19 protein-coding genes and 1 pseudogene are annotated in these 17882 nt (G+C 37.6%); 11 read left to right on the top strand and 9 right to left on the bottom strand.

Features of this window, described 5'->3' with window-relative positions; genetic code table 11:
• Positions 1 to 101: 101 nt before the first annotated feature.
• The 4 genes and pseudogenes from PR800_RS09835 to PR800_RS09820 all read right to left on the bottom strand — a co-directional run bounded on the left by PR800_RS09835 (position 102) and on the right by PR800_RS09820 (position 2746).
• A complete protein-coding gene (locus tag PR800_RS09835; protein ID WP_272530703.1) occupies positions 102 to 719 on the bottom strand; it encodes an inovirus Gp2 family protein in 618 nt (205 codons plus the stop codon).
• A gap of 296 nt (positions 720 to 1015) precedes the next feature.
• Positions 1016 to 1600, bottom strand: coding sequence for a resolvase (locus tag PR800_RS09830; RefSeq protein WP_272530701.1), 585 nt, complete (start codon positions 1598 to 1600; stop codon positions 1016 to 1018).
• 39 nt (positions 1601 to 1639) lie between these two features.
• Positions 1640 to 2377 carry a hypothetical protein gene (locus PR800_RS09825; RefSeq protein WP_272530700.1) on the bottom strand — a complete coding sequence of 246 codons (738 nt, stop codon included), beginning with the start codon at positions 2375 to 2377 and terminating at the stop codon, positions 1640 to 1642.
• Between the two features lie 163 nt (positions 2378 to 2540).
• Positions 2541 to 2746 (bottom strand): annotated as a pseudogene (locus tag PR800_RS09820) (helix-turn-helix transcriptional regulator).
• 244 nt (positions 2747 to 2990) lie between these two features.
• Between PR800_RS09820 and PR800_RS09815 the strand changes: the two are divergent.
• From PR800_RS09815 to PR800_RS09800, 4 genes are all read left to right on the top strand, one after another.
• The gene (locus PR800_RS09815; protein WP_272530699.1) at positions 2991 to 3365 is read left to right on the top strand and encodes a hypothetical protein; all 375 of its coding nucleotides are present in this window, start codon (positions 2991 to 2993) and stop codon (positions 3363 to 3365) included.
• A gap of 45 nt (positions 3366 to 3410) precedes the next feature.
• Positions 3411 to 3665: a hypothetical protein gene (locus PR800_RS09810; RefSeq protein ID WP_272530698.1), complete on the top strand. Its 255-nt coding sequence runs from the start codon at positions 3411 to 3413 to the stop codon at positions 3663 to 3665.
• 231 nt (positions 3666 to 3896) lie between these two features.
• Positions 3897 to 7754 carry a hypothetical protein gene (locus PR800_RS09805; protein WP_272530696.1) on the top strand — a complete coding sequence of 1286 codons (3858 nt, stop codon included), beginning with the start codon at positions 3897 to 3899 and terminating at the stop codon, positions 7752 to 7754.
• 442 nt (positions 7755 to 8196) lie between these two features.
• Positions 8197 to 8955 carry an abortive infection system antitoxin AbiGi family protein gene (locus PR800_RS09800; RefSeq protein WP_272530694.1) on the top strand — a complete coding sequence of 253 codons (759 nt, stop codon included), beginning with the start codon at positions 8197 to 8199 and terminating at the stop codon, positions 8953 to 8955.
• Between the two features lie 277 nt (positions 8956 to 9232).
• Here the strand turns inward: PR800_RS09800 and PR800_RS09795 are convergent, their stop codons facing one another.
• A complete protein-coding gene (locus tag PR800_RS09795; protein ID WP_272530693.1) occupies positions 9233 to 10033 on the bottom strand; it encodes a hypothetical protein in 801 nt (266 codons plus the stop codon).
• A 528-nt stretch (positions 10034 to 10561) separates the two neighbouring features.
• Here PR800_RS09795 and PR800_RS09790 point away from each other — a divergent pair.
• Complete coding sequence (locus PR800_RS09790; RefSeq protein WP_272530692.1) at positions 10562 to 11632, top strand: HNH endonuclease; 1071 nt, start codon at positions 10562 to 10564, stop codon at positions 11630 to 11632.
• Between the two features lie 96 nt (positions 11633 to 11728).
• Here the strand turns inward: PR800_RS09790 and PR800_RS09785 are convergent, their stop codons facing one another.
• The 4 genes from PR800_RS09785 to PR800_RS09770 form a co-directional block, all read right to left on the bottom strand.
• Complete coding sequence (locus PR800_RS09785; protein ID WP_272530691.1) at positions 11729 to 12445, bottom strand: HNH endonuclease; 717 nt, start codon at positions 12443 to 12445, stop codon at positions 11729 to 11731.
• 189 nt (positions 12446 to 12634) lie between these two features.
• Positions 12635 to 13876, bottom strand: a complete 1242-nt coding sequence (locus PR800_RS09780) for an integrase (RefSeq protein ID WP_272530690.1) — start codon at positions 13874 to 13876, stop codon at positions 12635 to 12637.
• Between the two features lie 392 nt (positions 13877 to 14268).
• Entirely contained in the window at positions 14269 to 15285 is a 1017-nt protein-coding gene (locus PR800_RS09775) for a site-specific integrase (RefSeq protein WP_164455370.1), read from the bottom strand.
• A 5-nt stretch (positions 15286 to 15290) separates the two neighbouring features.
• Positions 15291 to 15875 carry a phage repressor protein CI gene (locus tag PR800_RS09770; protein ID WP_164455372.1) on the bottom strand — a complete coding sequence of 195 codons (585 nt, stop codon included), beginning with the start codon at positions 15873 to 15875 and terminating at the stop codon, positions 15291 to 15293.
• Positions 15876 to 15997: 122 nt separating this feature from the next.
• On the opposite strand from PR800_RS09770, the gene PR800_RS09765 reads away from it, so the two are divergent.
• The 6 genes from PR800_RS09765 to PR800_RS09740 all read left to right on the top strand — a co-directional run bounded on the left by PR800_RS09765 (position 15998) and on the right by PR800_RS09740 (position 17882).
• Complete coding sequence (locus PR800_RS09765) at positions 15998 to 16198, top strand: MerR family transcriptional regulator (protein ID WP_036952399.1); 201 nt, start codon at positions 15998 to 16000, stop codon at positions 16196 to 16198.
• Positions 16199 to 16259: 61 nt separating this feature from the next.
• Positions 16260 to 16769, top strand: a complete 510-nt coding sequence (locus PR800_RS09760; protein WP_272530688.1) for a phage regulatory CII family protein — start codon at positions 16260 to 16262, stop codon at positions 16767 to 16769.
• Between the two features lie 7 nt (positions 16770 to 16776).
• On the top strand, positions 16777 to 17043 hold the full coding sequence (locus PR800_RS09755; protein ID WP_272530686.1) for a hypothetical protein: 267 nt from the start codon (positions 16777 to 16779) through the stop codon (positions 17041 to 17043).
• Between the two features lie 10 nt (positions 17044 to 17053).
• Positions 17054 to 17209 (top strand): hypothetical protein, encoded by a 156-nt coding sequence (locus tag PR800_RS09750; RefSeq protein ID WP_272530685.1) that lies wholly within the window; start codon positions 17054 to 17056, stop codon positions 17207 to 17209.
• Positions 17210 to 17218: 9 nt separating this feature from the next.
• Positions 17219 to 17569: a DUF5347 family protein gene (locus tag PR800_RS09745; RefSeq protein WP_272530684.1), complete on the top strand. Its 351-nt coding sequence runs from the start codon at positions 17219 to 17221 to the stop codon at positions 17567 to 17569.
• Between the two features lie 70 nt (positions 17570 to 17639).
• On the top strand, positions 17640 to 17882 hold the full coding sequence (locus tag PR800_RS09740) for a DUF2732 family protein (RefSeq protein ID WP_272530682.1): 243 nt from the start codon (positions 17640 to 17642) through the stop codon (positions 17880 to 17882).

The following is a 17882-nucleotide window of genomic DNA, read 5'->3' as shown; positions in this document are numbered from 1 at the left end:
TCGTTGAGTGTGATATTAGTTTGTTATAAGGATAGATTACGCAGTACTGCCAGTGTGAATATTACCTAATTGTATAGGTGGCCCTAAGGCCACCACAAATATTAATACTGGCTACGCCCTAAACTACGACGCACAGGGCTGTACTGCTTGGAGTATTCTTTTGCTAAATAACTCAAACGTTTCATGACTAATTGGTAATCGTCAGAAAATGATGCTGAAAGTTTATTTAAGTAATATCGGCAGTTTTCTGGGTAGTGTACTAATGTGCCTTTATCAAAAGAAGGATCAAATTCGAGCTGTAATGCATTGTACCAAGCTGTGGTGATCATGGCCCGTAAGCTAGGCTCGAACAAATTGTAGTCCCCTAAGTGGTAGTATGCGTCTTTATTGAAGACTAAAAATACATGGTAGTGAGGGAGTGTCGCGGTTGCAATTTCTTTTACCCACATATAACGCATATTGTTTTCGAAAGTACGTTTACCTTGAAGCTTTTTACGGTGTTGATCGTGCTTAAGTTTAGCCTTTAAGGAATCAGTAAATCGGGATATAGGACTTCCTTCTAAATAAGGGAAACATGTCGGCATATCTCCATTATCGATAATAGGCGGAAAGTGAAGGTCAACTCGTATTACCGTGATACGAGGGTATTCCTTTAAAGCATAATTCAATGTATCAGCAATGCATTCTAGATAAAATTCATTATATTCATTTTTAGACATGAGTATTCCCTAGGGTAATATTAACTTACCCTTTATTATGATTAAAGTAATATAGGGATAGGGCAAAGGATCTGCCTTATCCCTTTTTTATAATTTAGCTAGTAAGGTTTAAAATGGTTTTTTATTAAATTAGATATCGTCTCCTTGGTGGTTTTTTATGTAATGCATCCCTGCTGTATTTTTATTATTTGCTAGTTATAATAGATGGTATATATAATACCTATCCAACACGAAAACTATATTTAGAGTCGTACTGTAACTGCATTTCTTATTAATTGATTACTCTGGAGTTGGCCTTATTCGAAAATATCTTTATTCCAGTGTCGCTTTATAGTTGAAAGACTAATGTTAAGCTTATTTGCTATCTCGCGTTGTTTATATCCCTTGCACCTTAGCTCGTAAATATAATCCTTATACTTACTTCCTGCTGGTCGACCTAATGACTTATTTTGGGATAACGAAATGTAATGTCGCCTGCTTAGTTTTAGTACTTCATAGCTTTCTTCTAAATCATTTAATAGATTCAGCACGTCTAGCAAGAAAAACTTCTGCTCAAATATATTCGTGATAGACTGATTAAGGATGACAACAGCCATACCAAGTTCATGGCATCGAGATAAAATCTGTGCAGCCTGCGGAGTATTATTTCCTATATCATAGAGACTCCTTGTTATTAAAGTGTCTTCTGGTGTTAAAATATGGTCAATATGCTCCATAAGTTGTGGTGGAGGAAGTTTCACATCAAGCAATGGTTGACGTTCAATGATGATATTATCCTTAACCTCAGGGCAAAACGTGACAATTTCCTGTGTGTATTGCTCAAGATTTGCTAAGGCGTCACTGTCATCATGTCTTACTCGGATGTATGCATAATGGCTCATTTTATTCCCTTAGGTATCAAAAAACGCATTAATGACCTGTTATAGTGGGTTTATGATTATGGTGTTTGAGCTTTTGTCTATTCTTCTGCTGGCATTGTTCCTATCAATAACCCCAATTAGAATGCACTGATGGTTTGTGTGATAAATCGGTATAAAAGCCTCATAGGTATGTTTTAACTGTACCTTACTTTTCTTTATCGCTTCTTCAATGCCAAAAAAAACAATATCATTCATCGGTATGTTAATGATCCCATTAAAGTCAAAAACGTAATTTTTATACTCAGTATTTTTAATTAAAATTGTATTTGATAATCCACCTGCTTTATGTAGCTTATAGTGAACATGCCTATCAGTATAAATAAAGATAGCCTTCTTAATATTGGGCTCGCTAATATAGTGCTCTAGTTCTTCTTGAATGCTTGTTTTTTCTTTGAAGCCAACTTTAGGACTTTTAAATGCATGAGGATAAGCATGTTGATCAATAATGACACCTTTTTCTATTATGTGCGTTTGCCATATATCTAAAAGATGTTCAGCTAAAGAAAATGTAGATGCTTTCCCTTGATAATTCATTGAAGATTTATCTGGGGAAAATAATTTACTTTCAAGCTCGTTAGTTAATTGAGTGTATTGGTTTATCTCTGAAAGTAATGGGCAAGCACTCTTTAATATACTAGATATTAAAGATGAACGTGAAGTTTTATGCTTACAGCAGTACTCATCTATCTGTTTTAAATTGTTTTCATTTTTTACAGTAATAGTTATCCGTTGAGACATGATAATTATCCTCTCTTAAGTTTTGTATAAATAAATTTTAACGTTATTGAATAGTCAATATTCGATAATTTAGGCCAGTTTTGGTTTTACTTCTTTAACTTCTTCACAATAATAAACATTCTCAATAAAACATTAATATCGTTAATGATAAAATGATGACTAGCTAAGTTGACTCTCGTTGAAGTAACCAATCGTTGATTTCGGATTCGATCCAACCAACAGATTGTTTCCCTAATTTTTTTGTTTAGGAAACGTTGGGTCATACCTTGGTGATGTTGGGTTGATCCAGTCATAGATGGTGGAACGACCGATACCAATGCGTTCGATTACAGTGGGTAGTCGAAGAATCATGATATTGGATTGATTCATAGTGTGATTTCCTCTACTTATTAAGTTATGTCTAAGTTTGTAATAGCTATTTTATTGCGGCTTAGGGATGAAAAATATGGTGGAAGCAAAAATAATATTGAGGGTGTTTTAAGTAGATGATTTAATTGATTTAATACGTGTCGTTTGTAAGGCTACTGAAAGTAAACAAGCACAATTTCATGATGAAATAAAAAAAAGAGGGTGGAGGGGTTTACGCGCTGATTCAACGTTAAAAGTTTTAGGTATGTTGAATGGGGAAGATGATGAAGTTAAAAAGTATGCAGCAGAGTTATATGCCAAAATATCAAATAATAAAGACCCAGTAGGTAGTTATCGCAGACGAGTTAGGAGTCTGCATCTTAAATTTAATGATAAAGAGAAAGGCGTTAATGTTTATCTTTTAAACAGTGTATTTTGGTCAAGTGTTAATTTTCAATTAGCGATGAACTTTTATGAGAGAAACTCCCCATTCGATCATAAAATTATCGTTGTTGAGTGTTTAATGCAAAGTCTAGAAGTGGTAAGTGAGATCTTTGGATTAGGCGTTTATAGTTATTTTAGTGAAGATTTAAATCGATTGAATAGACAGCGATCTGAGGCTGCTAAAAAGGGAATCTGAACTAGGCGCGATGGCTACGCTAAAATAAGACAAAAAGCATGTGAGTTGTTAGGTGAATGGCAGCCTAGGCCTTTAAAATGGAAAAATAAAACTGTTGCAGCGAAGGGCATTGCAGAATATTTATGGGAGTATATTGAAGTAGTAAAAAATAAATATCCACAAATAGAGATTAAATATGCTGATTTAACTAAAAATATTCTTGATTGGTCTAGAGATTACGATGATGTCAAAGCAGCCATGGAGGAAACAGCTATAACCAAAAAACGACCAAAGAAAAATGCCAAGAAAAGATCTAAATGAGTATGATTAAATAAATCAGTTTTGATAGTTATGTTGATATGCTATTGGTTTAGTTCTGGTTTTTCTGAACCAATAGTGTTACGAAAGTTAGGCTGATCATAAATTTATTAGTCTTTACTGTGATTGTTCTACTCATTCTATACCTTATACATGCACTATTAGCTCAACTCGATATAATAGTTTCACTTCCGGCAATTTAAGTGCCAATATTTTCGTTAAAAAGTCTAAGCCATGGCAATTTTTGATATTGAAAAAGATGAATTACTTGGGCTATCTGATGTTCAGTTAGAAGAACTAATCGCTCGTCTTTCAGAGGCAGAAGTAGCAGCACATGGTCATAGCCCTGCTAGGGTAAATTGGTCTGGATCAATCAATGCTCCAGATGATGGTATTGATGTTCATGTTAATGTTCCTGTAGCACAATTAACTACAGGGTTTATTGAAAGACCGAATACAACCCTTCAATCAAAAAAACATTCAATGCCGAAGACTGCTATTACAAAAGAAATGGTTATTGATGGTGAATTATCATCAACGATTTCTTTATTAGCCGCACAAGGGGGAAGTTACATTATTGTCAGCTTAGCTGATGATTGCTCTCCTCCAATGTTAAAAGACCGTATTGAAGCCATGCAGGATGCAGCGAGCAGAGATCCTAATGGCAGTAATTTGCATTTACGCTTCTTTGACCGTTCTAAATTAACTCAGTGGGTGCGCCAACATCCGTCAGTGATGTTATGGGTGAAAAGGAAGTTGGGTCGAGGATACTCTGGCTGGCAGCCGTATGGGGCATGGAGCAATCCACCGCAAGGAGCTGAAGATACTATAATTTTCGCACAAGGTGTGAAGATCTCATTGCCATCAGGAAAACGTCAGAATCTTAGTATTGAAGATGCAATCGGACCGATGAGAGACCTTGTACGAACGACTAATAAAGCAATTCGTATTACTGGGTTATCTGGGGTAGGAAAAACGCGTATCGTACAGGCGCTTTTTGATGAAACTGTAGATACAGTTGGAACAGATGCTCTTGATAGAACAATTGCTGTTTATGTCGATACTGGTGCTGAACCAGAGCCGTCGGCTACAGTCATGTTGGAGAGGCTTATTTCTGAAAACCGACATTCAATTATGATCCTTGATAATTGTCCATCAGACCTCCATGCAGATTTGGCTAAAAGGGTTTCTACTGCATGTGACAATGTAAAACTCATTACTATTGAGTACGATATTAGAGATGATAAGCCACAGACCACAGAGGTAATTCACATAGAGACAGTTGGACCCGAAGTCGCTGAAAAATTACTGCTCCGTCGTTTTCCTAATATAGGCCAGAATAATGCCCGTAGGATTGCAGAGTTTGCAGATGGTAATGCAAGAGTCTCTTTGGCAATAGCGGAGAGGGTGGAAGAGGGGGAAAGTTTGGCTCAACTATCCGACGCTCAATTGTTTAACCGTTTATTCGATCAGCGTAATCACCAAAATGATGATTTAAGGGAGCAAGCTGAAATATTATCTTTAGTATATTCATTTTCGATTTCTGATCCCGATGTAGGGGGAAGTGAATTAGAAGTATTGGGCTCTCTTTCTGGGTATTCTAAAAAACAATTATTCCGCACAGCCAAAAAATTAATAGATAGGCATATTGTACAAAAAAGAGCTCATTGGCGGGCTATTTTACCTCATGCTATTGCGAACAGATTAGCATCGTCAGCACTTGATAGTATCCCCACCGAACAGCTTAGGGCAACCTTTGAAGCATCGAACAATCAACGTTTATTAATGTCATTTGCTCATCGGTTAGGATTGTTACATGACCATCCTGTAGCCATCGAGATTGTTGAAGATTGGTTACAACCTGAAGGACTGTTAGGGAAAATTCTAGAGCTAGATGATTCGCAAATAAGAATGTTGGAATATATCGCTCCAGTGGCACCTGATACGTTATTGAACCGAATTCAGGTAGAACTCACTAACTCTAATTTCAACGAGTTAAAGCGCTATGACTCTCGTCGAACAACGACTATCAAACTACTGCAAGCATTAGCTTATGAGCCTAGAAACTTTGTGCAATGTGCTAAATTGTTAATTCGAATTGCAGATAATGAAAAAGAAAGTAATAACCACGATGATGCAGGGCAAAAGCTCACTAAATTCTTTCAGGCATATTTATCAGGCACCCATGCTTCTATAGAGCAGCGTATTGAGATTATGAATGAATGCCTTACTTCAGATATCATTGCTCGTAGATCTTTAGGGCTGAAAATGCTTTCAACTGCTCTTGATGGTGGTTTATGGTCAGGTATTGGGTTGTATGAATTTGGTGCTAAGCCTAGAGATTTTGGATTTGAACCTAACTACAATGAACTGATTGACTGGCGTCATGCTTTTATTAATGTTGCATTACAATTAGGAAATTCGAATGATCTAGAATTGAAAAATAGTGCCCGGCAGATACTAGCGAATCAATTTAGAGGGATGTGGTATCAAGAAGCGATGAGAGAAATACTTGTTGATGCAGCTCGTAAGTTACATGCTTATACCCCTTGGAGTGAAGGTTGGAAGGCGATTCGTTCAGTTATTTATTTTAATTACTCTAAGAGCCAAGATAGTCAAAATTTAAAACAGATACCAAATAACCTCGTGGCCTTAGAGAAAGAGTTAGAACCTAATAACTTGATTTCAAAAATAATAACTTTTGTCTTAAGTGGGGGGAGGGATTATTGGGCTCTTGATAATGACTTCAATCATAATGCTGGCGATAAATATACAGATGCTCAAAAACGGCTTGAAGCTAATGCTCAACGACTAGGTGAACTTTTTGCTATTTCAAGTCATAAGCTTTATGAGCTAGGTTCTAATTTGTTTTCTTCAGAGTGGATGCCTTATCGAGCTGCGTTTGGGAAAGGGTTAGCTAAAGGAACTTGCGACCAGAAAATCTATTGGCAGAATCTTGTTGATGAGTTGAAAAAATATCCCGAAATTAATAAAGATTTCTCAGTTTTTAAGGGATTTATTGAAGAAGTTGATTTTATAAATAGGGAATTAGCACAGGAGATACTGGATCAATGTGCACAACATAGTGAGCTTAAAAAGGTATTGGTCGATTTACATCCATGGAAAGAATTCGCTATAAATGATTTTAATCGCTGCATCGCAATTTTAGATGATTCAGATATTAACCCATTCATGTACGGATCAATCTTGTGGGCGGCTAAATATTCTGATTTACCTAGTGAGTGTATTCTTGATCTTACTTTAAGACTTTTAAATAAACCAAATGGTGATGATGTAGTTTTAGATGGCCTTAGCATGAGGTTACATGACACAGATGAAGCAATCGATACTCTTGGTGCTGAATTTAGATTACTTGGCCTGAAAGCTGGAATATCGCGACTTAAGGGGAATGATAATGACTCTGGCGGTATGAGCGATTATAACATGGAGCATGTGATTAATGCTGCTTTACGTTTTGATGGTAACGAATCGGAAAAACTAGAGTGGTTAAATACTATTTTTGAGGTAATTGACAATAGCTATGGTTGTCTTTACTCATTTGAAAATGTTATTGGGAAGACAGCTTCATTGATGCCAGAAGAATTTCTTAGTCGTGTTTTTGAGGGAACGGATAGGCAAAAACAGTCACGATTATATTTTATCCGTAGTGATGATAGGAATGGTTCTGCTCTTGAAAAAATAGATGTGGATTTCCTGCTTGAGTGGTGCTGTACTAAAAATGATAGCAGCATATTTGCGGTTGTAGCGACAGGCATAAACCTTTGGGTAAAAGATGAGATTACATCAGCAACAATCTTGTCTGAGGTGGCAACTAAATTATTAGAACTAGCACCTGAACCAAAAGTTGTTTTAGAAGCTTTTGCAGCACGTACAGCTCCATCTAGTTGGTCTGGTAGTTTGGCAAATATAATGCAATCTAGAGCAGATGCAATTAGCCAGCTAATTACCCATGAGCGTACCGACATTTCTATAGCTACAAAGTCGGTGAATGAAAAACTGATTCGCTGGATAGAGAATGAAAGAGACCGTGAACGTAAGGATGCTGAAGGACGTGAACAGAGATTTGAATAAACACGATTTAGAACAGTTGCTTAAAACATTTCATATACGGTTCATTGCTCAATTCAATTACTTAATTTATAGGGTATAGAGGGCCCAGATTGAGGTAAAAATATTACTCAATTAATCAGGTGGATAAATGTTGGCATGAGGTAATGCTAAGTTAGAGCCGTAGTCAAGAATTGGGTAAGTGATTAACTGCAATTGTATTAGCTCATACCCGAGCAGTGTCGTGCATACTTAAAACTGACAGTCAGCTCTGAGCGAAAAGCGGAGATCCATAATCATTCCCTCTTTTGGTGAGAACAATGTTAACAGCTGGACATCTTGACCAATGGATAGTTGTCTAGTTGGAGCTGCAAATTTTTGGCATGTATCTCATATATCTATTGACCATTTACAAATTACTAGTATTGTTTTGATACAAAAAATTGAATGAATATAAGGAATAATAATGAGCTTACACCCTGAAATATTATTTCATTTTACAGATAGGGATGGATTATTAAAAATACTTGAACATACATTTAAAATATCATATGCGAGAGAAAAGATACAAGGTAGAAATGAAACAAGGGAGTTTGGTATTCCAATGGTTTCATTTTGTGATATAAAGCTGTCCGATCTAAAAGATCATATTGCTAAATATGGTGATTATGGCATTGGTTTAAATAAATCATGGGCAAATTCTAAGGGATTGAATCCAGTTTGGTATGTAAATAAAAATAGTGAGTTCCCCGATGGCCTTACTTCAGCATTAAACGCTTTATATCGACACATGAATTTAATCATAGATGATAAAGAGCATAAAGAGTTTAATAAAAATTACATGAAATTCATGGATATATATAGATATCTTAAAAACTATGAAGGGAACCTAAAAAGATCTTCAATTGAGATTGAAAACTATAGATATGCCGATGAAAAGGAATGGAGATTCGTTCCAAGTATCAATGAGGAAAATGTATTACCATTAGTGCCCATAAGCAGAATAAGAACAAAGCAACAAAAAAATGAATATAATCGAAAAATCAGTCACCTACGTTTGAGCTTTGAGCCAAGAGATATCAAATATATCATTGTCAAGGATGACAATGATATATTTGATGTTATTAATCATCTTAAAAGGGTTAAAAATAGATTTTCATCTGATGAGGTGACGCAACTACAAACGCGTATATTAACCACCGAGCAAATAAAAACTGACATGTAATCATACCGTTATCCGACTCATATTGAATAATATAATTAGAGGCAACAATGTATGCTTCTGGTACACACCGACTAGTTTGGATAGTTGTTAGCTCTGTTGTGAACGAAGGGGAGAAATCCCACCTTAGGAAGTCTCCTCGCTCAACATATGTTCTACAAATTAACGCGATATTGGTTTTGAACTAGGAACTAGATTTTGAATAGAGCTCCTACAACTAATGAAGGAAATACATGGAACTGCAAAATATTAATCAAATTTTGAAATATCTAATTTCAATTCATTTATTCAAAGAATTGACTGCTTTACCTAGAACACCATTTGGAGTGTCTCTATAGATATTTTCCACTACAAGTTTAGCAGATTGAGTTGCAAAGAAATAAAGCATATGTAAAGAATTTTTAATAAATTCACGATCTAATTTAATTATGCTACCTAAATTCGCGCTGGTGTCGGTTTCGCGCAGATACTTCCTGTCAATCTTACCGTTGTTATGCGCAATAATATTTCTTGCTGCAATTATCTTCTTTAGATTGTTAAGTTCTGCCGTGCAATTTTCCTTAAAGAATGAACCAAATTCTAATTTTGCTTTATCTTTTTCAAATACATCCAAAGGATTTCCATAGAATACCCCTCGAATTTTCTCTTCAACTAATCTTTCTACCATTTCATCTTTGTTGGAACAGCTAAGAATTAACTTTAAAAGTTTTTGATAACCAGTATTGTTGCTGTCATCTTGAACTGATGTTAATTTGTTTGGCAAGTCTAAATACACTAATTCGATCAAGTCGGACATGTAGTCTTCAAATATTAGAACAGCCTCAAGTAATGTCCGTCTAAAATTACCACGCCGTTCCAATGAACTTAATGCACCATAGGTATTATCTTTATCAATAGTTTTAGTGTTTTCATTTATAAAAGTATCAATTGTTAAGGTCGGCAACCGATCGTTTTTTATTAAATCCTTAATACGAGGAGTATAAAACTCTATAATTAAAAAAGATTCCCATACGTCTTTTAGATCCTTCTGAAATCTCTTATATCTTACATGTAATTTCGGTAAGCTTTTTGATTTATCCATTGCCATTACTCCATTTAACTCAATATGTTGATTCTGTTAGGGAAGTCGAACAGTGTATCCTTTGTTGAAATGAATCAATTCAATGCGTTCACTATGGCCCCCGCGTAGCAAGGAGAACCTTAACCTACCACTCTAAGATAACTCAACACTCTCTCAGGATAAGCGTTCGCAAAAATCATCTTAAGTTAATTACTCAAAAATTCAATGAGGTAAATAAATTCTGTCTATTCTATGAACCAGTAAGTGTCGTTGAGTATCAAGGTAGTTGTCACCCCCGGTTAATTTAAGCCGCCTGTTTTCCCCGTTCCGGATTCAACATGGACGGGTCTTCCGATTGCCAGTTTTTGTCTTCCCTGACCAGCGCTCCGGATGTGCTTTCTGTGCCTGATGATACAGTTCATCCCACTGTAACGATGTTCTTCGTTATGTATTGCTGGTAGGCTTCAGGACAACCATATTGAATAATATGAAATACTCATAAGTATGCGTGAGTTCTCATAGCTATATACAAAATATAAGGAAATGAGGATGGGGTTAAGCAAAGAAGGTTATCCGAAAGGGGTGTTAGTAAGAGCTGTGTGGGATTGTTGTCATGAATTGTATGAGCAACTTGGCAGAGCACCAACACGACTGGAATTTATGGCAGAAATTCACCGTCGAGAGCCGGCTAGAAAAGGCATTAGCACACATTCACGCCAGTGGGGGGACTGGATGCGTCACCACAGTTTTAAAAGCGATATATTATTGAGTGGTCATAATATTCCGGATGAATATTTGGAACCGCAACGTCTTCGGGTGGTATACACAGTGGAACTGCTTGGTGAAGTTTCTGTTGCCGAAGTAGTTAAATGGATAATTACAAGCAATGCACCACTTAAGAAATCTGAAATAGAATATCAGTTTCAGGCGTTGACTGTGAATCATAGTCAGCGATGGTTTCATCGTGGAACACGAAAAGACATGCGGAGTAACAGTAACCATCCCATGGACAAGTTTTATCGTTCTGGAGTAGGAAAGAATACGCGATATGTCATATACGCACCTGAAAAGCATGGTATCTGGGACATCGCTGAGGATGGCAAAACTCCTATTTGTATTGCAGCGCCTAGATTGGCCGATTTGATTATGCTGCAACTCAGAGATGAAAACGAACTTGCAAACAACATGCCTACTGACGAAACATACCGCGATGCGCGTATGAGGATGATGCGCGAAACGTTTGTACGAGAGGGGCAGCCAGCCTTCAGGCGTCGCCTTTTTCGTGCATATGAGGGGCAATGTGCTATCACTGGGTGCACTATTTCTGAGTTGCTTGAAGCCGCACATCTCCGTCCTTATGCTGGAGCTTGGCATTCCCGGGCGTGTTTTGGGTTATTGCTGAAAACCGATATCCATACCTTGTTTGATAAAGGCTTATTGTGGCTCGATAATGAATACCGGGTATGTCTTGCCCCTGCAATGATGTATACGGAATATCACACGTTGCACGGTAAAGCAATTAGCTTACCCCGATCCCCGGACGATTGGCCGCTGAAAGAGCATATTGCCTGGCATCGTGATTTCTGTCTTGAAAGAGCTGACTTTTCTCAGGCAGATTAACGTACCGTGATGTTAAAAATATCTGCTCTTGGCACCTAGCGTTTGGGTCGCCGGACTGCTTTGAGCGAGGAGCAGACGTTGAGGGCTATAAGAAGACTACTTAATATTAACCGGCTTCAACACAAGCGCGCCGTAGTGTACTTCACGGTGACAGTTCGGACAGAGTGCAATAGCATTTTCAACAGAGTCCTCTCCACCGTTAGCAAGCCACTCCACATGATGCACTTCAAGATACGGTCTACCATCTTCCCGCTTGAATGGTGCGTCACGTAGGCAGTTTTGACACTTACCTCCAGCTAAGGCTAATACCTCTGCTACAACGAGGGGATTACGCTTGAAGGTATAGCTCTTTATAATGACCCTTTCTGGCGTGGTGTTGGCTGTAGCTAACTTATCTCTACGTTGTTCTGAGGTAAGTTGAGACGCAGTTTCTATGGCCTTTTCAAACTCACTTTTAACCGGACGTGTTAGCCATTTGCCGTCTGAAGCTTCATAGATTTCAAACACACCATGAAGTGCGGAATCATAGACCTCGAAAACGTTTCCTCGCTTGAAAAGTCGGTCATATTCATGGTGGCGATGGGTGGCATCATCTGTTCGTCTGGCTGTCCTGTTAAAACTCCAGTGACCACGATTGCAGTTAACTGAGTTAACTATCAGATTCAAATAAGTATTGTCTTTGTAATGTGGAAATCTTTTCTTTAAAATTGCATCAACCTGAGCAGCCGTAGCCTTTCCAGCAAACTCATTTTCAACTATCTCAGCGGTTGTTGTACGGATTGGTTTATCACCATAAACATATTTACGAGCCATTTATCTATTCCTTGAAAAGTTCGGGAAGGTGTTGCTGAAGCATAGGCGCAGTGAACATCTTGACCTGCTCCCAGCAAACTAACATAGCATGATGTAAGCGAGTTCCGCTCCTGGCACATAGCTGACGTCTGGATGATGTATAGATCTACGTAGTCATAGTGCCAGTTCAAATTCGAACTGGCGCACAAGTTACCCAACTAGCGATATCCCTCTGATTCCTCCTTCAATAATACTTCCCCTATCTGCTTTCTCAATAAAATCAGCCCACCATTGCATCATAGGGCGTCTTTGTTCTAAGTAGTCACTGCGGTTATAAGCACGTCTAACTTCGTTTTTGTCAACGTGGGCGAGGGCGGTTTCTATGACATCAGGTGGGAAGCCTTGCTCATTGAGAGCGGTGCTGGCAATTGAGCGAAGACCGTGTGAAACAAGTACACCTCCGAATCCAGCGCGTTTTAATGCAGCATTGACGGTTTGGCTATTCATTGGCTGAGTAGGCTTGATACGGCTAGGGAAGATAAATTCACGATTACCACTTAATGGTTTCATTAGCTCTAAAATAGCCAAAGCAGCGTCAGATAACGGAACGGTATGTTCGCGATTCATTTTCATTCTAGCAGCGGGTATCTTCCATTCCTTGGTTTCAAAGTTGATTTCGTCCCAACGGGCCTCAGCGGCTTCGGCAGGGCGAGATATGGTAAGCAGCTGCCACATAAACAAGCATCGAGTTGATAGGCTAATACTAGCTGTTCGCATTGTTTGCATGAGCTTTGGTAGCTGATCAGGTGGAATACTTGGCATATTCTTTTTCTTGGGTTTTTCAAAAGCTTTACCAATGTTGATACTTGGTACGGCATCAATTAAGCCAGTATTTTGAGCATAGATCATGACTTCGTTGATTCGCTGACAAAGGCGGCGAACAGTTTCTAGCGCGCCTCGGGCTTGTACGGGCTGTATTGCTTGAACCAATATATGCGCTTTGATATCGGTAACACTAATATCACCAATAGCGGGGAAGACATCTCGCTCAAGAGAACGCCAGATATCATTACCATAGTCTTCTGTGACGGTGGATTTCTTCACTTCCCACCAACGTTCAGCGACAAGTTGAAAGGTGTTGGTTTTAGCTTCTTGAGAGTTTCTTATTTGATCTTTCTGATATTCTTGAGGGTCAATATCTTTCGCCAGTAATGAGCGAGATTCTGCTCTAAGTTTTCTAGCATCTGAAAGTGTGACAGCAGGGTAGGCCCCAAAACTTTGTTTGGTCCTTTGTTTTGTATAAGGGCGGTAGTAACGGAATTGCCATAACTTGCTTCCGCTAGATTTGATTAGCAGTGTGAGTCCATCACCATCATACAGCTGATAGTCCTTGTCCTGTGGTTTAGCTGCTTTGATTTCGGTATCGGTTAATGGCTTTGTTTTTCTTGCCATGAAAAATCTCCATGCGTTTAGGCCCAACAAAGATGTTAGTTCTTTTCGTTGGGCCTATCAATGGGCCTAAAGGAATTAGCTTGGGTGGGATAAAATAGGACAGTGTAGGACATAAAAAAGCCCGCAACTCATTGAGTTAGCGGGCTTTTCAGTCTTCTTTGGACGTCCTTAGAAGATAATTTGGTGGAGCTGGCGGGAGTTGAACCCGCGTCCGAAATTTCTACATTCTCTAATGGGGTATAGTGAAATCAATAGGTTACTATATTAATCAATAAATTAGCTAACAATGGCTGATAACGGCTATCAATAGATATCAACGAATAACAATAGTTATTGAGTTAGATGGACACTATGTGGACATAATAAATTGTTAGCTGTGTAAAAAGCAATGTTTATTCATCCAGTGAACATAATGGATTTTTGGTGACGGCATCTTCCAAATGACTAGGTGCAAAGTGAGCGTATATCATTGTCATTTTTATATCTGAATGGCCTAGAATGTCTCTTAGCACTAAAATATTTCCCCCGTTCATCATAAAGTGGCTTGCAAATGTATGTCGCAAAACGTGGGTGCATTGCCCTTCGGGTAATTCAATTCCTACTTTATTTACCGTTCTTTCAAATGTTTTACGACAAGGGGTAAACAGCTTGCCTCGTTTTTTGGGTATCTCGTTATATAGTTCTTTTGAAATAGGAACAGTTCTTACTTTTTTACTTTTTGTGTTTTTATAAGTAATACGATAGGGGGTTACTTGGCTACTTTCTAAATTTTCCGCTTCGCTCCATCTTGCGCCAGTGGAAAGACAGATTTTTGCTATCATTAAAACGCTATCACTTTTAGATTCTGAAAGCGCATCAAGTAGAATTTTGATTTCATCTTTATATAGAAATGTCACCATGCTTTCATCTACCTTAAAAGTAGGTAGGCCAGCAAGAGGGTTAGGTAAAGACCAATGACCTAATTTTTTTAAAGTACCAAAGACTGCTGATAAATTGCGTTGTTCATGATTAACCGTGACAGGCTTTATTTCCATGCAGCGCCCATTAACATCAGGTATTTCACCTTTTAAGCGACCCTCACGATATAAACTAAAATCAGATGCGGTTAGTTGTGATGCGATTGGATCGCCTAGCCCTGCACAAATAGCTTTTAGCTTTGACATCATGCGGTCTACATCGGTTAAGGTTCTACCGTATAAGTCATGCCATTGATTGATTAAATCAGAAAGCCGCCTGTTATCCTGTTTTTCACCAAGCCACGGCTTATCCTCCATTTCACCTAAGATATATTTCTCGTAATAAAGAGCTTCACCCTTTGTGGCAAATTTTTTTCGTATGCGTTTACCGTTAACACCGTTAGGCCTTATATCACATAGCCATTCGCCAGAGTCAATTTTTCTAACAGTCATATTATTTATTGATTTTCAATAATAGTAACAACTCGACCTAATATAGATAAGTCATCTAAATCACAATCAAACGGTATACCAACGCCAGACACGCGAACTTTTTTTATAGGTATGCGAGTAAGTTCTCTAATACTTATTTTACCCTCAATATCAACTAGCCATTTACCGTCAAAAATATCACTGAAATGTTTATCAATGATGTAGTAATTATTATCTTCCTGAATGGATTTAGGTTCAGCAGGAAGCGGGGCGGTGTTTTTGAACATAGCTTTATCAAACATAACGTTGCTTGACTGAATAAGTTCACCATTGATTAACTTAAAGTTAGTAATTTTTAGAACATCAACTTTTTCATGTGTGAATGGTGTTCCAGTACCAAATGTTAACCACTCAAGATTAGCGCCTGTTTCCAAAACGCAACGTACAACTATATCGGCGGGGAATAAATCTCTTTTGTAACGCATCGATAAGCTACTACTAGCGATACCTAAATGTTCTGCTAAAGCTACTTTGGAGCCAAATCCATAAGCCTCAATACAACGATCTAGCACCTCGCCACCACTTTTAGTGAAGTCTATTTCTAGATTCAAGGTAAATACCTCTTGATTTTAGCTTTAAGTGAATCTATTATTCACTACAAGCTATTGTTAGCCATTGTTAGGTAGTTAGCAATTATTGTTAGCTGTTGTTAACCAACTGGAGATTTTGCCTTATGAACGAACAATGTTCAACTGAAACAACCATGAAAAAGCGCTGGATTCCAATATCAGAATTTTGTGAAAAGTATGGAATATCGCTTAGCACTGCCCGTTATTGGAAATCTCAAGGTAAATTAAAAATCAAACCAAAGAAGAAAGCTAATGAACGTGTATACGTTGATTTGGTCGCTTACCATAAAGAATGGTTTGAATAAAAAAGTTCACGTTTCGTGAATGTTGATGTGTAAATAGTGAATTACAAAAAGAGTAAAGGCTATGTTTGATTATCAAGCTTCCAAACAATCACACTTTGATAATGCATGTCGTGCTTTTGCGATTACTCACAAAGGTGACCTTGTTCAGATAGCGGAAGCAATCGGCATGAATGCGCAAATGTTGCGTAACAAGTTAAACCCAGAACAGCCGCACCAATTTACATGGGGCGATTTAGTTAAAGTTACAGATGTAACAGAAGACGCAACTTTAATTGATGGTTTGCTGGAGCAGCTTCAATGTCAGCCGTCTGTACCTTTGAATAATGCGACTGAGGGAAATTTTCCTTCATATATTTTAAATGCAACGGCAGAGGTCGGAAAGTTAGCAAGCCAAGCGGTTTTAGGTGGTCATATTAATAATGCCCGTGGCGCTGAAATTAAACAGAGCGTAAATAATGCGATACGTTGTTTAGCATTAGTCGGTGTGACAATTTCAGCCCGTTTACATTCATCCCCTGCGTTTGTATCAGCGATTGATACCGTTGTGGGATTCAGCCAAGCAATGGTGTGAGGTAATTATGTGTAAAGAAAAGCATCCGTTAGAAAAATTAGCATCAGCTGTAAGTAATGAAATAAACAAAGATAGTGAGGGGAGTGTTTACAATAATGAGCTTTATTTAAGCCTCAATAATAAGCATCAGCTAAAAGGTGAAATTGTTCACGATATTACTCATGCTATTCATGATGGTAATTTGGGTATAGAAATGGTTGAGGATGTTTTAAGAGATATTTTAAGAGATATCGATTGGGTGAGAATGAAACTACATAATGAAATTCCATTCTGAGGAATAAAAAATGACTCAAGCACATAAACAGCAGTACAAATATAAAGTCACTGGTGACTCATTTAAACGTTTAGAAGAAATCAGCGTAAACAAAAAAGATGGTTCATTAAAATATATTGTTCCTGTTATTTTGTTTGCAACTGTTTATATCATTTCTAGAATATAGGTGATTACTATGCAACAGAACCCAGCAATACTTGAACAACGTTACATGCCAATGTCTATAGGCCAGCGTGTACACGGTATCAATAAAGTTTGTGAAGTTAAATCTAAAACATCGGGATTAGAGAATAAAGAATTAAAGTCATTTATAAAAGAAATGCGTGACCGTTTTAATGAAGACAATGCAAATAATAAAAAACTTTTAGCTATTATATTCTTTATGGCTGACATAGATAAGTCTAGACATGGTTGTGAATATGAAGATTTAACATCAAAAGAGATATTCAACATCGTTAAAGCAATTAATTACCTCAAGGTATCAACTGCTTTTTTACCAAAGAATTTAACGCTACCTTTAAATTAAACAAAACGAATTAAATAAATGACGTTAGCGCGTCAGGGATTTTTACACTCTAAATTTAGGAATTAAATAAATGAATATACCAGAACCAACATTCACACCTGTAGTTGATATGGGTAACGGTGAAGATGTCACAATGATTGCTGTTATTCAAGCTAACCGTGAAGATGAAAAAAATGCACGCTCAATTATTTTTGCTTCTCGTTTACGTCGCCTTTCATTGCAAGTTATTCGCGACAAGCTCGACTATGGACAGATAGCACAGTTATTGGAGAGTGAAGCTAATCACATTGAAAATAAATCTACAGGCCATTAA

It is taken from the genome of Providencia sp. PROV205 (assembly GCF_028479505.1).
GTDB classification, from domain to species: domain Bacteria; phylum Pseudomonadota; class Gammaproteobacteria; order Enterobacterales; family Enterobacteriaceae; genus Providencia; species Providencia huaxiensis.
Note: the sequence above shows the minus strand (reverse complement) of the source record. Positions and strands in the feature narration are given on the sequence as shown.

Excerpts from the sequence above, each read along its gene's own strand:
- PR800_RS09835 (WP_272530703.1), bottom strand. The coding sequence starts at position 719 with ATGTCTAAAAATGAATATAATGAATTTTATCTAGAATGCATTGCTGAT.
- PR800_RS09830 (WP_272530701.1), bottom strand. The coding sequence starts at position 1,600 with ATGAGCCATTATGCATACATCCGAGTAAGACATGATGACAGTGACGCC.
- PR800_RS09825 (WP_272530700.1), bottom strand. The coding sequence starts at position 2,377 with ATGTCTCAACGGATAACTATTACTGTAAAAAATGAAAACAATTTAAAA.
- PR800_RS09815 (WP_272530699.1), top strand. The coding sequence starts at position 2,991 with ATGTTGAATGGGGAAGATGATGAAGTTAAAAAGTATGCAGCAGAGTTA.
- PR800_RS09805 (WP_272530696.1), top strand. The coding sequence starts at position 3,897 with ATGGCAATTTTTGATATTGAAAAAGATGAATTACTTGGGCTATCTGAT.
- PR800_RS09800 (WP_272530694.1), top strand. The coding sequence starts at position 8,197 with ATGAGCTTACACCCTGAAATATTATTTCATTTTACAGATAGGGATGGA.
- PR800_RS09795 (WP_272530693.1), bottom strand. The coding sequence starts at position 10,033 with ATGGATAAATCAAAAAGCTTACCGAAATTACATGTAAGATATAAGAGA.
- PR800_RS09790 (WP_272530692.1), top strand. The coding sequence starts at position 10,562 with ATGGGGTTAAGCAAAGAAGGTTATCCGAAAGGGGTGTTAGTAAGAGCT.
- PR800_RS09785 (WP_272530691.1), bottom strand. The coding sequence starts at position 12,445 with ATGGCTCGTAAATATGTTTATGGTGATAAACCAATCCGTACAACAACC.
- PR800_RS09780 (WP_272530690.1), bottom strand. The coding sequence starts at position 13,876 with ATGGCAAGAAAAACAAAGCCATTAACCGATACCGAAATCAAAGCAGCT.
- PR800_RS09775 (WP_164455370.1), bottom strand. The coding sequence starts at position 15,285 with ATGACTGTTAGAAAAATTGACTCTGGCGAATGGCTATGTGATATAAGG.
- PR800_RS09765 (WP_036952399.1), top strand. The coding sequence starts at position 15,998 with ATGAACGAACAATGTTCAACTGAAACAACCATGAAAAAGCGCTGGATT.
- PR800_RS09760 (WP_272530688.1), top strand. The coding sequence starts at position 16,260 with ATGTTTGATTATCAAGCTTCCAAACAATCACACTTTGATAATGCATGT.
- PR800_RS09755 (WP_272530686.1), top strand. The coding sequence starts at position 16,777 with ATGTGTAAAGAAAAGCATCCGTTAGAAAAATTAGCATCAGCTGTAAGT.
- PR800_RS09750 (WP_272530685.1), top strand. The coding sequence starts at position 17,054 with ATGACTCAAGCACATAAACAGCAGTACAAATATAAAGTCACTGGTGAC.
- PR800_RS09745 (WP_272530684.1), top strand. The coding sequence starts at position 17,219 with ATGCAACAGAACCCAGCAATACTTGAACAACGTTACATGCCAATGTCT.
- PR800_RS09740 (WP_272530682.1), top strand. The coding sequence starts at position 17,640 with ATGAATATACCAGAACCAACATTCACACCTGTAGTTGATATGGGTAAC.